Annotated in this window: 12 protein-coding genes and 1 pseudogene; 8 read left to right on the top strand and 5 right to left on the bottom strand. The window is 70.1% G+C overall.

From position 1 onward, the window contains the following. Window positions 1-113: 113 nt before the first annotated feature. The 3 genes from EIO00_RS08430 to EIO00_RS08440 are packed head-to-tail and all read left to right on the top strand — an operon-like array spanning window position 114 to window position 12,264. A complete protein-coding gene (locus EIO00_RS08430; protein ID WP_140176859.1) occupies window positions 114-5,306 on the top strand; it encodes a DEAD/DEAH box helicase in 5,193 nt (1,730 codons plus the stop codon). Further along, window positions 5,303-8,179, top strand: a complete 2,877-nt coding sequence (locus EIO00_RS08435; RefSeq protein ID WP_140176861.1) for a helicase-related protein — start codon at window positions 5,303-5,305, stop codon at window positions 8,177-8,179. The genes EIO00_RS08430 and EIO00_RS08435 overlap by 4 nt, the downstream gene beginning before the upstream one ends. Further along, on the top strand, window positions 8,176-12,264 hold the full coding sequence (locus EIO00_RS08440; RefSeq protein ID WP_140176863.1) for an Eco57I restriction-modification methylase domain-containing protein: 4,089 nt from the start codon (window positions 8,176-8,178) through the stop codon (window positions 12,262-12,264). The genes EIO00_RS08435 and EIO00_RS08440 overlap by 4 nt, the downstream gene beginning before the upstream one ends. 52 nt (window positions 12,265-12,316) lie before the next feature. Here EIO00_RS08440 and EIO00_RS08445 read toward each other — a convergent pair whose 3' ends face one another. The 4 genes and pseudogenes from EIO00_RS08445 to EIO00_RS08460 form a co-directional block, all read right to left on the bottom strand. After that, a complete protein-coding gene (locus EIO00_RS08445; RefSeq protein ID WP_012852295.1) occupies window positions 12,317-12,511 on the bottom strand; it encodes a DUF397 domain-containing protein in 195 nt (64 codons plus the stop codon). A 191-nt stretch (window positions 12,512-12,702) separates the two neighbouring features. Then, a complete protein-coding gene (locus EIO00_RS25900) occupies window positions 12,703-12,765 on the bottom strand; it encodes a hypothetical protein (RefSeq protein ID WP_422100035.1) in 63 nt (20 codons plus the stop codon). 113 nt (window positions 12,766-12,878) lie between these two features. Further along, window positions 12,879-12,953 (bottom strand): annotated as a pseudogene (locus EIO00_RS25120) (DUF397 domain-containing protein); the annotation flags it as partial. Beyond that, window positions 12,950-13,831 carry a helix-turn-helix domain-containing protein gene (locus tag EIO00_RS08460; RefSeq protein WP_140176865.1) on the bottom strand — a complete coding sequence of 294 codons (882 nt, stop codon included), beginning with the start codon at window positions 13,829-13,831 and terminating at the stop codon, window positions 12,950-12,952. The pseudogene EIO00_RS25120 and the gene EIO00_RS08460, both read right to left, overlap by 4 nt. Before the next feature lie 332 nt (window positions 13,832-14,163). Between EIO00_RS08460 and EIO00_RS08465 the strand changes: the two genes are divergently transcribed. From EIO00_RS08465 to EIO00_RS08485, 5 genes are all read left to right on the top strand, one after another. Then, window positions 14,164-14,502: an ATP-binding protein gene (locus tag EIO00_RS08465; protein ID WP_241661225.1), complete on the top strand. Its 339-nt coding sequence runs from the start codon at window positions 14,164-14,166 to the stop codon at window positions 14,500-14,502. Window positions 14,503-14,578: 76 nt separating this feature from the next. Continuing rightward, window positions 14,579-15,214 carry a hypothetical protein gene (locus EIO00_RS08470; protein ID WP_140176867.1) on the top strand — a complete coding sequence of 212 codons (636 nt, stop codon included), beginning with the start codon at window positions 14,579-14,581 and terminating at the stop codon, window positions 15,212-15,214. Window positions 15,215-15,483: 269 nt separating this feature from the next. Then, complete coding sequence (locus tag EIO00_RS08475; protein ID WP_140176869.1) at window positions 15,484-16,131, top strand: hypothetical protein; 648 nt, start codon at window positions 15,484-15,486, stop codon at window positions 16,129-16,131. Then, window positions 16,128-16,691, top strand: a complete 564-nt coding sequence (locus EIO00_RS08480; protein ID WP_140176871.1) for a hypothetical protein — start codon at window positions 16,128-16,130, stop codon at window positions 16,689-16,691. Before EIO00_RS08475 ends, EIO00_RS08480 begins: the two co-directional genes overlap by 4 nt. 240 nt (window positions 16,692-16,931) lie before the next feature. Further along, window positions 16,932-17,540, top strand: a complete 609-nt coding sequence (locus EIO00_RS08485; protein ID WP_140176873.1) for a hypothetical protein — start codon at window positions 16,932-16,934, stop codon at window positions 17,538-17,540. A gap of 113 nt (window positions 17,541-17,653) precedes the next feature. On the opposite strand, the gene fmdA is transcribed toward EIO00_RS08485, so the two are convergent. Continuing rightward, window positions 17,654-18,901, bottom strand: a complete 1,248-nt coding sequence (gene fmdA / locus EIO00_RS08490) for a formamidase (protein WP_140176875.1) — start codon at window positions 18,899-18,901, stop codon at window positions 17,654-17,656. Window positions 18,902-18,906: the final 5 nt, after the last annotated feature.

Raw genomic sequence — 18,906 nt, forward strand, 5'->3', positions numbered from 1 at the left:
GAACTCAATCGACCGGCAGATCGCCTGATGTCAGCCGAAACGGTGGCAAGTGGGCGGTCCGCCTGGCAGGATGTGGAGCGCTCACAACCGCAGGCCGGTGAGGGGAAGCGGCGATGGACGTGTTCGACGTGCACCAGCGGCTCATCGACAGCTACTCGGAGTTCACCTCCTCGCTGGTGCAGGTACGCGATGAGCGGATCGCCGAGCACCTGCGCGCAGAGCGCGACCGTAAGACGCGCTGGCCCGACCCCTGGTTGTCACTGAACCCCGGCTTCGAGGCGGGCGGCACCATCACCGAGCTGGTCGCCCAAGGACTGCTGCACCCCGGCTGCGACCGCTTCTTCCGCGACAAGACCGGCCCGCAGGACCCGGGGGAGTGGCCGCTGACCCTGCACCGCCACCAGCGGGAGGCGATCGAAGCGGCTGGCAGCGGCGACAGCTACGTGCTGACCACCGGCACCGGCTCGGGCAAGAGCCTGACCTACATCATCCCGATCGTCCACTCGGTGCTGAGCGCCCCCGAGCCCGGCCGCATCAAGGCCATCGTCGTCTACCCGATGAACGCCCTGGCCAACAGCCAGCTCCTGGAACTGGAGAAGTACCTCAACTGGGGCCTGCCCGAGGAGGAGCGCACCGTCTCCTTCGCCCGCTACACCGGCCAGGAGGACGCCGAGCAGCGCGACCGCGTCCTGCGCCGCCCGCCCGACATCCTGCTCACCAACTACGTCATGCTCGAGTACCTGCTGACCCGCCCGGTGGAGCGGCAGCAGCTCATCGGCGCCGCCCAGGGCCTGCGCTTTTTGGTCCTGGACGAGCTGCACACCTACCGGGGACGGCAGGGCGCGGACGTGGCGCTGCTGGTACGGCGGCTGCGGAACGCCTGCGACTCACCCGGCCTGCAGTGCGTGGGCACCTCGGCGACCATGGCCACCGCCGCCACCTTCGCCGAGGCGCAGCGCGAGGTCGCCGACGTGGCCGGGCGCCTGTTCGGCGTCCCGGTGCGGCCCGAACGGGTCATCGGCGAGTGGCTGCGCCGCAACACCGCCCGGGCCGAGCCCGGCCCGGCCGAGCTGCGCGAGGGCATCGCCGCCGCGCTGGCCGACACCGACCGCGACTACCGCACCCTGGCCGCCGATCCCCTGGCGGGCTGGGTGGAGACCACCTTCGGCCTGGCCACCGAACCGGGCACCGGACGCCTGGTGCGCCGCGATCCCCGCACCCTCCCGCAGGCCGCCCGCATGCTGGCCGAGCAGACCGGCGAGGAGGAGAAACGCTGCGCCGAGGCCATCGAGGCGATCCTGCAGCAGGGCGCCAAGGCCCGCCACCCCGAGACCCGCAGGCCGCTGTTCGCCTTCCGGCTGCACCAGTTCCTGTCCAAGGGCGACACCGTCCACGTCAGCGTCGAACCCGAGGCGACCCGCTACATCACCAGCCAATACCAGGTCAGCGTTCCCGGCCGGCGCGAGAAGATCCTGCTGCCGCTGGCGTTCTGCCGCGAGTGCGGTCAGGAGTACCTGGTGGTGCACCGCGTCCGCCGCGACGGCACCGTCTTCTACGAGCCCCGCCACGACCGCGACGCCTCCGGCGGCGACGGCGTCAACGGCTACCTGTACATCAGCACCGACCACCCCTGGCCGTTCGAAGACCCCATCGGCGCCGGGCGGCTGCCCGACCACTGGTATGACACCGGCGACGACGGCAGCCCCTATGTGCTGCCCCGCTACGCCGACCACCTGCCCCGCGAGGTGTGGGTGGGCACCGACGGCGCCGAGCGGCCCCCCGGCGAAGGGGTGCGCGCCGCGTACGTGTCCACCCCGTTCCGGTTCTGCCTGCATTGCCGGGTCTCTTACGACCGCAGTCGGGGCCAGGACCTGGCCCAGCTGGCCACCCACGCGGTCGAGGGCCGAAGCTCGGCGGTGTCGGTGATCAGCGCCGCCGTGGTGCAGGCCCTGCGCGCCCAGCCGGAACTGGACGACAAGGCCAAGAAGCTGCTGACGTTCGTGGACAACCGCCAGGACGCCAGCCTGCAGGCCGGGCACTTCAACGACTTCGTTCAGGTCACCCAGATCCGCGGGGCGCTGTACCGGGCCGCCCGCCGGGCCGGGCCGGCCGGGCTGACCCATGAGAACGTCGCCCAGGCGGTCGAGGAGGCGCTGAATCTGCCGATGACCGCCTTCGCCCAGAAGCCGGACGCCAAGTTCAGCCAGAAGGACAACATCCGCCGGGCGCTGCGCCAGGTGCTGACCTACCGGCTCTACACCGACCTGGCCCGCGGCTGGCGGGTCACCATGCCCAACCTGGAGCAGACCGGCCTGATCCGCTTCTCCTACATCGACGTGGCGGAGATCGCCGCCGACGAGGAGTGCTGGGAGGGCACCCACCCGCTGCTGCGCGGCGACGAACCCGCCCACCGCGCCAAGCTGGCCCACATCATGCTGGACGAGATGCGCCGGGTGCTGGCCGTCGACGCCGAGGTGTTCACCCAGGAGGGCTTCGACCGCATGGCGGCGATGTCGGGCGAGCACTTGATCGCCCCCTGGGCGCTGTCGGACGGCGAACCGCAGATCAAGGCCCGCACCGTGTTCGCCGCCTCCTCCGGCCGGGGCGGCAGCCGCGGCGTCGTCCCCTTCACCGGCCGCACCGCGCTCGGCCGCTACCTGCGCCGCCCCCGGGAATTCCCGAACGCCCTCGGCCGGCAGGTCACCGTGGACGACGCCCACCGCATCATCGTCGACCTGCTGCACGTGCTGTCCAAGTACGGCCTGCTGACCGTGGCCGAGGAGACCAAGGACGGCACCCCCGGCTACCGGCTGAAGTCCTCGGCGATCCTGTGGCGTCCCGGGGACGGCGAAAGCGGCGCCCCCGACCCGCTGCGCAAGGTCGTCGCCGACGACGCCGACATCCGCGTCAACACCTTCTTCCGCGACCTGTACCGCCACACCGCCACCGAGCTGGCGCAGCTGCAGGCCCGCGAGCACACCGCCCAGGTCCGCGGCGAGGACCGCCTGCAGCGCGAACGGGATTTCCGCAACGCCGACCTGCCGCTGCTGTACTGCTCGCCCACGATGGAGCTGGGCGTGGACATCTCCGACCTGAACGCGGTCGGCATGCGCAACGTCCCGCCCACCCCGGCCAACTACGCCCAGCGTTCCGGCCGCGCCGGCCGCGGCGGCCAGCCCGCGCTGGTCACCACCTACTGCTCCACCGGCAACGCCCACGACCAGTACTACTTCCGCCGCTCGGACCTGATGGTGGCCGGCAAGGTCCGCCCGCCCCGCCTGGATCTGACCAACGAGGACCTGCTGCGCTCGCACGTCCACGCCATCTGGCTGGCCGAGACCCGCGCCTCGCTGCACAGCCGGATGCCGGAGGTGCTCGACATCTCCGGCGAGAACCCCACCTTGGAGATCCACCCGCATCTGCGGGAGCAGTTCAGCGACGAGAACGCCCGCCGCCGCGCGATCAAACGCGCCCACGAAGTGCTGGCCGACTGCATGCCGGAGATCCACCAGGCCCCCTGGTGGTATGAGGGCTGGATCGAGGACGTGGTCCGCGGCGCGGCCCGGCGGTTCGACGCCGCCTGCGACCGCTGGCGGCAGCTGTACCGCTCGGCGCTGGAGGAGCAGCGCAAGCAGAACCGCATCGTCGTCGATCACGCCAGCACCCGGGACGCAGCCGAGCAGGCCCGCCGCCGCCGCACCGACGCCGAGAACCAGCTCAAGATCCTCAAGAACGAGGACTCCGAGCAGGAGTTCAGCGACTTCTACACCTACCGCTACTTCGCTTCCGAGGGCTTTTTGCCCGGCTACTCCTTCCCCCGCCTGCCGGCCGCCGCCTACATCGGGGGACGCCGCCGGCGCGGCACCTACATCCAGCGGCCCCGTTTCATCGCGGTCGGCGAGTTCGGCCCCGGCGCGCTGATCTACCACGAGGGCTCCCGCTATGAGGTCTCCCGCGTGCAGGTGCCGGTGGGGGCCGAGAGCGGGGACGTGGCCACCACCCAGGCCCGCATCTGCGGCTCGTGCGGCTACTGGCACAAGCGCGAGGCCGGCACCGACCGCTGCCTGGAGTGCGGCGCCGAACTCGGCGGCACGCTGCCGAACATGCTGCACCTGCAGACCGTCTACACCGTGCGGCGCGACCGGATCTCCTCCGATGAGGAGGAACGCCGCCGCGCCGGTTTCGAGCTGCAGACCGTCTACCAGTTCAGCACGCACGGCGCCCGGCCGGGACGGCTGCCGGCCGCCGTGCGTGCCGCCTCCGGCGAGGCGCTGGCCGACCTGGTGTACGGGGACGCCGCCACCCTGCGCGTGATCAACCGGGGCCGCCGCGGCCGCCGCGACCGCGGCAACGTCGGTTTCTGGCTCGACCCGGTCAGCGGCAAGTGGCTGCGCGAGCCCCGGGCCGCCGACCTGACCCCCGAGGACTCCGGGCTGGAGGTGCTCCAGGAGGACCGCCGCGCCGTCAAGGTCGTCCCGTTCGTGCAGGACACCAAGAACATCCTGGTGTTCCGCCTGACCCGCCAGGTCTCCGAGGAGCAGGCGGTCACCTTGCGGTATGCGCTGGAACGCGGCATGGAGGCGCTGTTTCAGCTGGAGGACGCCGAGCTGACCAGCGAACCGCTGCCCGACCCGCAGGGCCGGGGCCGGATGCTGTTCGTGGAGAGCGCCGAGGGCGGCGCGGGCGCGCTGCGGCGGCTGCACGCCGAACCCACCGCCCTCGCCGAGGCGGCCCGCACCGCCTTGGAGATCATGCACTTCGACCCGCGGACCGGCGAGGACCTCGGCGGCGCCCCCGGCGCCCGCGAACGCTGCGAACGCGGCTGCTATGACTGCCTGCTGTCCTACACCAACCAGCTCTACCACCGCCTCATCGACCGCATGGCGATCACCGGCCTGCTGCTGGAGCTGGCCGCGTCCCGCACCGAAGGCGGCCACGGCACCGAGCTCACCCCGGCCGAGCGCGCCGCCCGCCTCGCCGAGCAGGCCGGCAGCGACTTGGAACGCCGCTTGGTCACCTTCCTGGCCGAAGGCGAGTACCGTCTTCCCGACGAGGCCCAGCACCTGGTCGCCGAGGCCCTGGCCCGCCCCGACTTCGTCTACCGGCTGCCCGCCGGCCCGGTCGCCCTGTTCGTGGACGGCCCCCACCACGCCCACCGGGCCGTCGCCGAACGCGACCTGCAGGCCGAGTACCGGCTGATGGACCTGGGCTGGCTGGTCATCAGATTCGGACACGACGCGGATTGGAACGAGATCGTGCGGCAGTACCCCAACGTCTTCGGCACTGGACGGGAGGGCGCCCGATGACCGCCGCCTACGCCCCCGGCTCGCTGGTCGCGGCCCGGGGCCGCGAATGGGTGGTGCTGCCGGAGAGCAGTGCGGACTTCATCGTCGCCCGCCCCTTGAGCGGCGACACCGCCTTCACCGCCGGGCTGTTCGCCGACGAGGTCGCCCCCGCCACCTTCCCCCGCCCCACCGCCGACCCAGGCCAGATCGGCGACAGCGTGGCCGCCGGGCTGCTGCGCACCGCGCTGCGCATCGGCTTCACCTCCGCGGCCGGCCCGTTCCGCGCCTCGGCCGCCATCGCCGTCGAGCCCCGCCAGTACCAGTTGCTGCCGCTGCTGCTGGCGCTGCGCATGGACACCGTCCGGCTGCTGATCGGCGATGACGTCGGCATCGGCAAGACCATCGAGGCCGCCCTGATCGCCAAGGAGCTGATCGAGCAGGGCGAGGCCGAGCGGATGACCGTGCTCTGCTCCCCGGCCCTGGCCGAGCAGTGGGCCGAGGAGCTGCGCACCAAGTTCGGCATCGACGCCGCCCTGGTGCTGCCGTCCACGGTGACCAAGCTGCAGCGCGGCCTGCGCGCCGACCAGTCGCTGTTCCACCACCACCGCTTCACGGTGGTCTCCACCGACTTCATCAAGAACCCCTCCCGCCGCACCCTGTTCGTCCGCGACTGCCCCGACCTGGTGATCGTGGACGAGGCGCACACCTGCGTGCCCGCCGCCGGGTCGGGCGCCGCCCAGCGGCAGCTGCGCTACGACCTGCTGCGGCAGGTGGCCGCCAAGACCGACCGGCATCTGATACTGGTCACCGCCACCCCGCACAGCGGCAACGAGGACGCCTTCCGCGACCTGATCGGTCTGCTCGACCCCGAGCTGGCCGAACTGGACCTGGGCACCGAAAAGGGCCGCGAGCGCCTGGCCCGCCACTTCGTGCAGCGCCGCCGCCGCGACATCCGCCACTACCTGGATGAGGAGACCCGCTTCCCCCGCGACCGGATGCTCCGGGAGGTCCCCTACGAGCAGTCCGGCCAGTACGCCGAGCTGATCCGCAACGTGCTGGACTACGCCCGCCACAGCGTCACCGACCCCGCCACCGGGGAGCGGCACCGCACCGTCCGCTGGTGGTCGGCGCTGGCCCTGCTCAGCTCGGTGGCCTCCTCGCCCCGTGCCGCCGAGGCCACCTTGACCGCCCGCGCCGCCGCCGCAGTCGCCGAGACCGCCGCCGAGGCCGACCGGCTGGGCCGCGCCTCCTTCCCCGACCTGATCGACGAGGAGTCCCACGAGGGCGTGGACGCCGCCCCCGGCGCCGTCGATGAGGAGCTGCCCGCCGCCGCCCGCAACCGCCTCAAGGCCTTCGCCGCGCAGGCCAGGCAACTGGAGGGACCCCAGCGCGACGTCAAGCTCGCCACCGCCATCACCGAGGTCAAGGGGCTGCTGAACGACGGGTACGACCCGATCGTCTTCTGCCGCTACATCCCCACCGCCCAGTACGTCGGCGAGCACCTGGCCAAGGCGCTGGGCCGCAAGGCCACCGTCACCGTCGTCACCGGCAACCTGCCGCCCGCCGAACGCAGCGCCCGCATCGAGCGGCTGCGCGAACAGGGCGGACGGCACGTGCTGGTGGCCACCGACTGCCTGTCGGAGGGCGTCAACCTGCAGGCGGTCTTCAACGCCGTCGTCCACTACGACCTGTCGTGGAACCCCACCCGCCACGAGCAGCGCGAAGGCCGCGTCGACCGGTTCGGCCAGCGCGCCTCCACCGTCCGCGTCGTCACCTTGTACGGCGTGGACAACGGCATCGACGGCGCGGTGCTGGACGTGCTGATCCGCAAGCACCACAGCATCGCCAAGGCCACCGGGGTGGCGGTGCCCGTGCCCGGCCGCACCGAGGACGTGGTGCGCGCCCTGGTGGAGGGCCTGCTGCTGCGCAACGCCGAACCCGACCAGCTCACCCTCGACCTGGGGCTGATGCAGACCCGCGACGTGCTGCACCGCGACTGGGAGAGCGCCGCCGCCCGCGAGTCCAAGGTCGTCACCAAGTACGCCCACTCGGGCGTCAAGGAGCTGGAGGAGGTGCGCCGCGAGGCCATGGCCGTGCGCACCGCCATGGGCCGGCACACCGAGGTCGCCCGCTTCGCCCGCGAGACGTTCTCGGCCCTCGGCGGCGTCGTCCAGGCCCGCGAGGACGGCTTCACCGTGCACGCTCAGGCCCTGCCGGTGGGGCTGCGGCACGCCCTCGGCCTGACCGGCGACCGCGATGAGGCCCGCGAGCTGGTCTTCCGCCACGACCTGCCGGTCAAGCCCGGAGAGCACGCCCTGGTCCGCAGCGACCCGGCCGTGGTGGCGCTGGCCCGCTACGTGGTGGACGCCGCCTTGGACTCCCGCATGCCTCCCGAGCAGCGGCCCGCCCGCCGCTGCGGCGCCATCCGCACCAACGCCGTGCGCACCCGCACCACGCTGCTGCTGGTGCGTTACCGCTTCCACCTGAACCTGCCCGGCCGCGCCCGCACCCGCGAGGTCGTCGCCGAGGACGCCCAGGTCGTCGCCTACCGCAACGGCCCCGACGGCCGCCAGTGGCTGACCGAGGAGGAGGTGACCGCCCTGCTCGGCGCGGCCCCCGATGCCAACGTGCTGCCCGAACTGGTGCAGCGCGCCGTCGCGATGTCGATCGAGGAGCTGGGCGAACCGCCCGAGCCGGGCCGCCCCGCCGCTCCCGGCACCGTCCAGGCCGACCTGGACGCCCGCGGCCGGGAGCTGGCCGAACGCCTGGAGGCCGCCCACCGCCGGGTCCGCGGCGCGGTCGGCGCGATCCGCCGCGGCCTGAGGGTCCGCCCGCACGAGCACGCCGACGTCCTCGGCGTCTACGTCTACCTTCCGGCAGGAGGTGCCCGGTGAACGCCGCCCAGTACACCGCCGTCCGCCTGGAGGGCGACCTGCTGTCGGCCGACCTCATCGAGCGGATCGCCGCCGCCGACCCCGACCTGCCCGGCAACCGTCCCGACGACTACCACCTGGCCGCCGGCGAACGCCTCGGCGATGCCGCCAGCCGCAAGTGGGAGTACCTGCTGGGCGCCTACCGCGCCTTCCGCGACCGCATCGCCGCGCTGCCGCCCACCGCCTCGCTGACCCGCGAGACCCGCGAACGCTGGCTGCTGCGCCTGCTGGACGAGCTGGGCTACGGCCGCCCCGCCTACCTGCAGGGCGGCATCACGGTGGGGGAGGAGACCTACCCCATCTCCCACCAGTGGGGCGGGCACGTCCCGCTGCACCTGCTGGCCTGGGACATCGACCTGGACCGGCCGCGCGGCGGCCCCAACCGGCAGGCCGCCCGCGCCCCCCAGTCGATGATGCAGGACTTCCTCAACGTCAGCGACGCCCACCTGTGGGGCGTGCTGTCCAACGGGCGGCGGCTGCGCATCCTGCGCGACTCCCAGGCCCTGGTCGGCTCCGCCTACGTGGAGTTCGACCTGGAGGCGATGTTCGACGGCGAGCTGTATTCGGACTTCGTCCTGCTGTTCGCCCTGCTGCACGTCTCCCGCCTGGAGCTGCTGCCCCGCGACGACGGCGAGCAGCCCACGGTCGAGGACTGCTGGCTGGAACGCTGGCGCACCGAGGCGGTGCAGATCGGCGGCCGCGCCCGCGACCAGCTCCGCAAGCAGGTCGAAAAGGCCCTGAGCGAACTGGGCACCGGCTTTGTGGAAAGCGACCCGGCGCTGCGCGAGGAGCTGGCGTCGGGACGGCTGAGCCGCGACGACTTCCTGCACGAGCTGCTGCGCCTGGCCTACCAGCTCATCTTCCTGTTCGTCGCCGAGGACCGCGGCGTGCTGCACCCGCCGATCCCCGAGAACGCCTCACCGGAGGAGGTGGCCGCCCACCAGACCGCCCGCGAGCGGTACGCGGCGTACTTCTCGGCCGGCCGGCTGCGCCGCATCGCCGCCACCCGCCGCGGCGACGCCCACACCGACCTGTGGCGCACCCTGGTCATCGTGCTGGACGCCCTGGGCAGCGACGGCGGCCGGCCGGAACTGGCGCTGCCCGCCCTGGGCGGCCTGTTCTTCCGCGCCCAGGACCCCTGCGCCGAGGGCACGGTTCCCGACCTGCTGCGCGACAGCCGGCTCAGCAACCACCGGCTGCTGGAGGCCGTCCGTCACTTGTCGGAGATGGCCGACCACAAAGGCCGCAGGCAGCGCATCGACTACCGGCACCTGGGCGCCGAGGAGCTCGGCAGCGTGTATGAGTCGCTGCTGGAACTGCGGCCCCGCTTCGATGCGGACGAGCCTCGCTTCTGGCTGGAGGAGCTGCCCGGCAACAAGCGCAAGACCACCGGCTCCTACTACACGCCCCCCGCGCTGATCGAGGAGCTGCTCAAGACCGCCCTCGACCCGGTCATCGACCGCTATGCGGCCTCCGGCAACCCCGAGGACCTGCTGAAGTTGACCGTCTGCGACCCGGCCTGCGGATCGGGGAACTTCCTGGTGGCCGCCGGACGCCGCATCGCCACCCGGTACGCGGCCTTGTGCAGTGGGGACGACGAACCCACCCCCACCGATGTGCGCCGGGCCATGCACAAGGTGGTGCGGCACTGCCTGTACGGGGTGGACATCAACCCGCTCTCGGCGGAGCTGACCAAGTTCTCCCTGTGGATGGAGTCCCTGGAACCCGGGCTGCCGCTGGCGTTCTTGGACTCCCACATCAAGGTCGGCAACTCGCTGCTGGGCACCACGCCCGCGCTGCTGCTCAAGGGGATTCCGGACGAGGCGTACAAGCCGCTGGTCGGCGATGACAAGAAGACGGCGAACCGGCTCCGCAAGGACAACGCCGCCGAACGCGCCGAGCAGTTCGACCTTTTGGCCTCGCAGGAGGACAGAGCAGCGGTGCCGGTGGACACCGGGACCCTCGCCCGCCGGACCCGCGAGGTGGAGCGGATGGGCGTGAGGTCCGTGTCCGACATCCGCGAGCAGGCCCGGCGCCACCGGCTGCTGCTGGAATCTCCGGACCGGGCCGTGCGCAAGCGCGTCGCCGACGCCTGGTGCGCGGCGTTCGTGTGGCCCAAGCACCCGGACGCGCCCCGTGCCGTCACCACCGCCACCCTCAAGATCATGGCCGGGGACACGGAGATGGCCGGGATGTATCCCCAGGCCGTGCCCGGTGAGGACACTGAACGGGAGCTGCGCAGGCTCACCGAGCAGTACTCCTTCTTCCACTGGCACCTGGAGTTCCCCGACGTGTTCCGGGTTGGGGACGATAACGCTCGCGACGCCAACCCCGACACCGGATGGCAGGGCGGGTTCGACTGCGTGCTGGGCAATCCGCCGTGGGAGCGGGTCAAGCTCCAGGAGCAGGAGTTCTTCGCCTCCAGGGACGAGAAGATCGCCAAGGCCCGTAACGCCGCCGAGCGCAAGAAGCTCATCGAAGCGCTGGCTGATAGCGACGAACTCACCGACCGGGCGCTATATGAGGAATTCCAGCGCGAGTTGCGCAAGGCTGCGGGGTGGAGCCACCTGCTGCGTACCTCCGGGCGTTACCCGCTGACCGGCCACGGGGATGTCAATACATACTCGGTCTTCGCTGAGACGGCTCGTACAGTTATCGGGCCGATGGGACGCAGTGGTCTGGTGCTTCCTACCGGCATTGCCACTGACGCTACTACCGCACCCTTCTTCGGTGATTTGGTGCGTAGTGGCCAGTTGGTTGCGTTCCTCGAATTCGAGAACGAAGAGTTCCTGCTGAGCAGGGACGTTCACCACAGCTTCCGCTTCTGCTTGATGACGGTCGGGGGGTGCGAGGTTAAGGTATCGAGAGCTGATTTCGCCTTTGGCTCTCGAAAGATCTCTGATATTGAGGCTCGGCGGTTTACGATGCCGTCGGAGGATATTCTTCTTCTTAACCCTAATACTGGTACTGCACCGCTATTTCGTTCGCGGCGGGATGCCCAGATAACCCTTGGCATTTATCGCCGTGTTCCGATCCTGTGGAGGGAGCGCCCTGGTAGTAATCCGTGGAACCTGTCATTCATGACGATGTTCCACATGGCTAATGACTCAGGGCTGTTCCGTACCCGTGAGGAGCTAGAGACTGCAGGATGGGAGCTCCAAGGGAACCATTTTGTTCGTGGCGACGAGAGGATGCTTCCTCTGTACGAGGCGAAGATGATCCATCACTTTGATCACCGCCTCGGTACCTACGAAGGGCAGACTCAGGCCCAGGCCAACATGGGTACTCTGCCCCGTCTTTCTCTTGAGCAGAAGCGAGACCCAGACTATGAGGCCTTGCCTCGATACTGGGTTCCAGAGGAGAGGGTAAACGAGCGGGTTGAAGAACGCTGGGATAAGCGTTGGTTTATTGGTTGGCGCGACATCTGTCGCAGTACTGATGAAAGAACTTTGATTAGCTCGGCCTTCCCATGGGCTGCTGTTCCGGGCGGTACGCTCCTCATGTTCCCTGGAATCTCACAGGTGGGACCTTTGCTAGGGAATTTGGCGGCGTTCGTTCTGGATTTTGTTGTACGGCAAAAGAGTGGCGGGACGCACCTGAATTATTTCACTGTGAAACAGTTGCCTGTGCTGCCACCGAAGTCATACGAGATTCCCGCTGGTTGGGATAGAGGGGTTCTGCTGCGTGATTGGATTGTTGATCGAGTTGCAGAGCTCTCCTGTACTACGTGGGATATGGAACCGCTGGCTCGAGACCTGGGGGTGAATGGTCCGCCGTTTGTATGGGATGAGGAGCGGCGGTTGGTGATGCGGGCCGAGCTGGATGCCGCCTACTTCCGGCTGTACGGGGTGGAGCGGGATGACGTGGGCTACATCATGGACAGCTTCGGGGCATTCCGGCGGAACGATCCGGAGCGGTTCGAGCGCACGAAGGCGTTGATCCTAGAGATCTACGACGCGATGGGGAAGGCAGAGGAGAGCGGCGAGCCGTACAAGAGCCTCCTTGACCCCCCTCCGGGGCAAGGGCCGCGCCACCCGGAGAGGTGACGGCACCGCCCTGCCGTGCTGGTCCGGAGAGCACGGCAGGGCGGTTTGCTGGTCAGCCGCTGTTGGAAGCGCCGGCCTTGATCGTCGTCAGGAGGGTGGCCCACTCTGCGCGGTTGACGAGGATGATCCGGTCGGGATGGCCTTTGGAGTCGCGGATGCCGATGGTGTCATCGGAGGTCCGGGCGACTTCGACACAGCAGCGGTCGGGGCCGCTGTGTCGCGACTTGCGCCAACGAAAGCGCTGCATGGTTACCCGTGAACTTCCTTGATCCGGTTGAGTAGCCTGCTCCAGTCGTGGGGCGTGAACTCCAGGACGACGCGGGGGATCTTCCTTGGAGGCTCGGACGCCGGTGGTGTTGTTGGGGGCTGCCTCACCTCTACACGAGTTGCCACTAGGCTCGCTGGATAGTGACTTGCGCCAGTGGATGCGCTGTACGGTCACTCGCTACTTTCCTTGATCTGGCTGAGTAGCCTGCTCCAGTCGTGGGGCGTGAACTCCAAGACGACGTGAGGGTCTCCTTTGGAGTCTCGGACGCCGATGGTGCCGTCAGCGGCTTGNAGACGACGTGAGGGTCTCCTTTGGAGTCTCGGACGCCGATGGTGCCGTCAGCGGCTTGTGCTACCTCCACACAATCCCCGTTCGGCTCACTGTGCCGTGACTTGCGCCAGCCGGTGAAATCCCTGGTCATAGGCCCGATCCCTTCTGCTCGATTAGCCGGTCGGCCATCCGCTCGAGGAACGCCAGGCTCTCAGCGGGAGGCAGTGCGGCTTCTCGGACACGGTTGTACACACCGGTATACCGTGCAACCTCACGTCGCTGGGTGAGGATGAGGTCGGTGGTCACGGTGTCCACCACAGCTATCTGGGGGTCTGCAGGGTCGGGGAACGTGTAGAGCGAGAAAGAGCTCTTGGGCAGGAAGCCACCGGGGATCGGGACGTTGTGGGGAAGTATGCGGATAGTGATCTGTGGCTTGTCGGTAAGGATGCTGACGAGATGACGGAGCTGTACGGCCATCACTTCTGCTGGCACGGCAAGCCGGTGGAGTACGCACTCGTCCAGCACGGCCTCGTATGTAGGCCCGTCTTCTTTCAGTAGATGCTGCTGGCGGCGTGCGCGGGCCTCAGCCATCCTCTCCGGTATGTAGTCGAGCGGCCCCTGACACTCGTCCAGTGCGATCATTGCGCTTATGAAGTCGGGGTGCTGCAAGGCAGCGGGCATCGCCGTCTGGTTGTAGCTACGGATTGTCTCCGCACCCGACTCAAGATCGGCGTACAGGCGCTGCCGAGGCCCCATGACCTTGGCGTACTGGTCCCACCACCCCTTCTGAGCGGCGGTCCGGGCCAGATGAATGATCTTGTCGTACTCCTTGCCGGTGACGTTCAGCCGTTCCAGCATGCCCATGATCTCGAACGCCTCGGGGCGGGTCTGCGCGGTCTCCAGTTTTGAAAGCTTCCCCCGCGACTGGAAGACGGTCTTGGCCACCTCGTCCGCCGTGAGATTGCGGTCCTCGCGCAGTTTGCGCAGCGCTTCGGCCAGACGAAGCCGGCGAACGTAGGGGCTGAACATCACTGGCCTCCCCGATGAGCGTCCATGGCCGTAATTGCTTGACTACTTGACGTATAGCCCACGACTCGGCTGGTCAGGACGCGTCCGCTGAAGATCGGTCAGGCCGCATGTGGCCAAAAAAGAACCGTCACGCTGCCGGGCCGTTCCGCTGTCGGGTCGTTCCGCAGCCGAACCGTTCCGGTGCCGGACGGTGAAAAACCGCCAAGACACCAGGGCCGGGCGTCGAATCAGCGGACCGGGGGCGCGCTGTGGTGTGAACATGCCATTGCCAAGCGTGACCGCCTGTCGATCACACACCGAACGTCCTGCCCAGGAGGTGCCCTGTGCTCCTGATGAATCCCCCTGCCGCCGGGATGGCCCCGCCCCTGTACTGGCGCCGGGACTTCCCCGGCGGCCTGATGCAGGCCCGCGCCGCCCGCCGTTTCGTGGCCTGCCTGCTGGAGGGCTGCCCGTTCCTGGACGACGTCCTGCTGGCCACCGACGAGCTGGTCGCCAACGCCGTCCGCCACACCAAGTCCGGCCAGACCGGCGGCTCCTTCACCGTCGAGGTGCTGCGCACCCCGCAGTGCGTCGCCGTCTCCGTCGCCGACCAGGGCGGCCCCGACGAGCCGGTCGCCCGCGAGGCCGACCCGATGGCCAGTCCGGCCGCGGCCTGCGCACCGTCTCCCTGACCGCCACGAGCTGGGGCTGGCACGGCAACTCCTCCGGCCGCACCGTCACCGCCGTCTTCGAAGGGAAGTGGCCCGCGTGACCCCTCAAGGAAGACCGGCGGCCGGCGGCGGGCGAGGGGAGACGCCCGGCGGGAAACCCCCGCTCGCCCGGCTCCACCCGCACCTGCACGCCCGGGTGCGCGCCCTGCTGACCGCCGCGCTGCGCGCCGACGCCGCCGCCTTGGACGCCGCGGCCCGCCACATCGGCGACGCCCACACCGCCGAGTTCGCCCGCCACTCCCGCCGCCTGGCGCTGGCCGCCGGGGCCGCGTTGTCGTCCGTCCTGGACGCCCACCGCCCCGTCACCGTGACCGGCGCCGAACTGTGCCGCGAGTGCCGCACCCACCGCTGCCGCACCCTGGAACGCCTCCTGGACGTCCTGGACGCCTACGCGGTGCACCCGGCCGAACTCGACCGCGCCGAGGCCTGGCGCCGCGCCGACCGCTACTTCAACAACGGCGCCGGCCCCACCGCCCCGGTGGCCATCGAGGACATCGGCGACGCCTTCGTGGCCCGCGCCTTCGTCCCCGACGCCGAACCCACCAGCCCCCTGCTGGTCATCGACCGCCGCACCGGCCACCTGTCCACCTGGCCCCCGATGCCCCGCCAGGTCCTCATCGAGCGCTACCGCCGCTACATCCGCGACCACCCCGGCCCGTCGAGCCCGAGGTAGCACGCCCGGGCGAGCGGTGGGCGCATCCGGCACCGCCGCCCCGGGCGTCTTTCCACCGGCACGGGAACGGAGCACCGGGCCGCGTGCTCCAATCGAAAATCGAAGAGGCGCACAGAGAGGGGACGCCGTTGAGCGAGGACACTCCACCGCACGGCACCGGACCCCGGCCCTCGCCGGAACCACCGCCCGATAGCCGCCTGGCCGACCCCTTCCTGAAGGACGAGGGCGACTTTCGTGCCAGGGGGTCGGTGTCGGCCATGGTGCCCCACATGGTCGAGGTCGCCACCTACCTCGGTGCCGCCGCGTTGGGCGGGATCATCGGCAACCGTGCCGATGCGGGCACGGTCGCCACCGTCCAGCGCATGTTCAAGGCCATCCGCGACCGCCGGCAAGAGCGGAACACCGATGACAACGCCCCGCTCACCCGGGAGGAGGCGATCGAGGCCGCCACGGCGGCCGTGCTCAGCCAGTCGCTCCCCGTGCCCGCCTCCACCGACCTGCGGGCCACCCGGCGGCCGGACGGCTCTTGGGAGATCACGTTCTATGAGGACTCCGCCAACCCCGTCATGGTCGTGACCGTGCCCCGGGCGACCTCGGCCGGGCCACGATCGTCGTCCGGGTGGACAGCACCTACGAGCACCGCCACCGGGCGGACTCAAGCCCGTAGCCGACACGCTCACAAGGCCGGTTCGCCCGCTCCCGGCGGCCGGGGACATCCGGCCCGCGCGCCCTCCGCCCAAGACGCGATCGAAAATTCGGCGCAGACGGTCGCAGGGCCGCGCGGCCGGCACTTATTCCGGACGACCCTCACCGCCGTTCTCGATGCGCCCACTTCACCCGAGGCCGTGACGAAAAACCGGACCGCGTGCTCCAATCAAATGAATCGAGCATCCGCGCAGGGAGGGACGCGCCGATGAACGAGGACACTCCGCCGTCCAACACCGAACCCCGGCCTTCGCCGGAACCACCTCCCAAGGCCGCGTTCGAGGGGCATCTGGACGACCTGGACCATTCGCCGTATCCGGTGGCGGGTCCTCCCGTGGCGGCCTACAGAGACTCCCTCCTGGTGACCTACCTGGTGGACGTCGCGACCTACCTCGGCGCCGCCGCGTTGGGCGGGATCATCGGCAACCGGGCCGATGCGGGCACGGTCGCCGCCGTCCGGCGCATGTTCAAGACCGTCCGCAAGCGCTGGAAGAAGCGGAACACCGGCCCGAACACCCCCCTCACCTGGGAGGAGGCGATCGAGGCCGCCAGAGCGGCCGTGCTCACCCAGCCGCTCCCGGCCCCCTCCGCCACCGACCTGCGGGCCACCCGGCAGCCGGACGGCTCCTGGCGCATCGTCTTCTACGAAGACTCCCATCCCGCCGTGACCGTGACCGTCCCCGCCGGCGACCCCGCCAGAGCCACAATCCTCATCCAGGCAGACGCCACCTATGGCGCGGATTCGAATCCGACGCGTTCACAGGACGACTGACCGTTCCCATCGGCCCGTTCCTTCCGCCACTTCACCGAGAGATCCGGAATTGATTCAGCCGGCCGTAGGGCAGGTGGCGCGGCCGCCTTTCCCGAATCCGGAGCAGAAGGCCGGGTTGCGTGCTCCAAACAGAAGAAAACGAGCACACGCGCAGGGGAAGGCTCGCTGAACGAGGAGATTCCACCGCCCAATACCGGGGACCGCCCGCTCCCGTCGAAGGCGCCGCCCGAGGTCACGCCCTTGAACCCGGCAGCCGCCCCCTCCTCGTCCACGGATGGGCCGACCGGCATCCGGGTCCAGGCGCCGGACGGCAGCCGGGTGCATGTGCCGGTGACGGACATGGTCTCCAACGTGGTGGAGGCCGCGGCCTGCCTCGGTGCCGCCGCGTTGGGCAGGGTCATCGGCAACCGCGCCGATGCGGGCGCGGTCGCCGCCGTCCGGCGCATGTTCGAGAACGTCCGTCAGCGGTGGCGGGAGCGGAGCACGGATCCGGCCGCCCCGCTCAGTTGCGAGGAGGCGGTCGAGGCCGCCCGAGCGGCCGTGCTCAGTCAGGCGCTTTCCATCTCCTGCGACGACCTGCGGGCCACGCGGCAGCCGGACGGGTCCTGGCGCGTCGTGTTCTATGAGAACCTCCACCCCGCCGTGACCGTGACCGTGCCCGCGGGCGACCCAGGCAGGGCCTCGATCGTCGTCGTGGTGGCCCCGGCCCCCGGACCGGGCTTCGGCCCGCACGTCGATGGGCCCATGGACCCCTTGCCCGGCTCCGTCGGCTCTGGCGGCGGGACGCCTCGCAGAGGCCGGATCGGGGACCGGCTCAGGCGGGCGTGGAGGAGACTGCGCGGCCGGTGACGTCTCCCGGCGGCCCTCGCCGGCCTCGGCCGCCGTTCGCCGGCGGGCCCGGCCGCGGACGTCCGCGGCCGGGCCCGGAGACCCCGATCACCCGCACCGGCCGGGGCGGGGGCTCAGGACGAGACCGCGCACTGACCCCGGTCCGCCCGGCGGGGCCCTTCGGCCGTCGGGCGGATGTCGAAGTCGAAGATGGCGGTCGGCAGGTACAGCGAGCAGCAGGCGTTGGGGATGTCCACCACTCCGCTGACGCGCCCTTCGATCGGGGCCGCCCCCAGCAGCAGGTACGCCTGCTCGCCGGTGTACCCGAAGGTCTTGAGGTACTCGATGGCGTTCAGGCAGGCGTTGCGGTAGGCCACGGTGGCGTCGAGGTAGAGGTTCCGGTCCTCGGAGTGGTCGACCGAGATCCCGATGAACGACAGGAACTCGCTGTAACGCGGCTCCACGTTCCCGGGCATGAAGATCGGGTTCGTGCTCACGCCGTACTTGCTCATGCCGTCCTTGATCAGGTCGACGTGAAGGTCGATGAAGCCGCCCATCTCGATGGCGCCGCAGAAGGTGATCTCGCCGTCCCCCTGGCTGAAGTGCAGGTCTCCGCCGGAGAGCAGCGCCCCGGGCACGTGCACCGGGTAGAGGACGCGCGAGCCCCGGCTGAAGTTCTTGATGTCGTGGTTGCCGCCGTTCTCCCGGGGCGGCACCGTGCGGGCGCCCTCCCGGGCGACCTTGGCGAGGGCCTCGCCTTGGAGCGTGCCGGCGAGCGTGCCCTCCTCCAGCGGCGGCAGCGCCAGCGGCGGCACCCGTTCCGGGTCGGTGTCGATCAGCGCCTGTTCTCGTGCGTTCCACTTCGCCAGCAGTTCCGGCGAGGGCGCCGTGCCGAACAGTCCCGGGTGGGTGATGCCGGTGAAGCGCACGCCGGGCAGGTGCCGTGAGGTGGCCACCTGGCCGTGGAAGTCCCAGATCGCCTTGTAGGCGTCGGGGAAGTGGTCGGTGAGGAAGCCGCCGCCGTTGTGCTTGGCGAAGATCCCGGTGTAGCCCCATCCCTGGCCGGGGGCGTCGCCGATCTGCTGGGGGACGGGGCCGAGGTCGAGGATGTCGACGACCAGCAGGTCGCCCGGTTGGGCGCCCTCCACGGCGATGGGGCCGCTGAGCATGTGGGCGCGGGACAGGTCGACGTCGCGCACGTCATTGGCCGAGTCGTTGTTGCCGATCTGACCGTCGGTCCACTCCCGGCACTCGATCCGGAACTCCGAACCCGGCCGCACCGTCGCCACCGGCGGGATGTCGGGGTGCCAGCGGTTGTGGCCGGGAGGGGACTGCTCGGTCATCGAGCGGGACTGATCGACGCTGAACACGACTTCGGGCATGGTGA

Source organism: Thermomonospora catenispora (genome assembly GCF_006363815.1).
Taxonomy (GTDB): domain Bacteria; phylum Actinomycetota; class Actinomycetes; order Streptosporangiales; family Streptosporangiaceae; genus Thermomonospora; species Thermomonospora catenispora.

Bases quoted from the DNA above. Each gene is read 5' to 3' on its own strand.
- fmdA (WP_140176875.1), bottom strand. From the start codon at position 18,901: ATGCCCGAAGTCGTGTTCAGCGTCGATCAGTCCCGCTCGATGACCGAG.
- EIO00_RS08435 (WP_140176861.1), top strand. From the start codon at position 5,303: ATGACCGCCGCCTACGCCCCCGGCTCGCTGGTCGCGGCCCGGGGCCGC.
- EIO00_RS08475 (WP_140176869.1), top strand. From the start codon at position 15,484: ATGGTCGAGGTCGCCACCTACCTCGGTGCCGCCGCGTTGGGCGGGATC.
- EIO00_RS08460 (WP_140176865.1), bottom strand. From the start codon at position 13,831: ATGTTCAGCCCCTACGTTCGCCGGCTTCGTCTGGCCGAAGCGCTGCGC.
- EIO00_RS08480 (WP_140176871.1), top strand. From the start codon at position 16,128: ATGAACGAGGACACTCCGCCGTCCAACACCGAACCCCGGCCTTCGCCG.
- EIO00_RS08430 (WP_140176859.1), top strand. From the start codon at position 114: ATGGACGTGTTCGACGTGCACCAGCGGCTCATCGACAGCTACTCGGAG.
- EIO00_RS08445 (WP_012852295.1), bottom strand. From the start codon at position 12,511: ATGCAGCGCTTTCGTTGGCGCAAGTCGCGACACAGCGGCCCCGACCGC.
- EIO00_RS08465 (WP_241661225.1), top strand. From the start codon at position 14,164: ATGAATCCCCCTGCCGCCGGGATGGCCCCGCCCCTGTACTGGCGCCGG.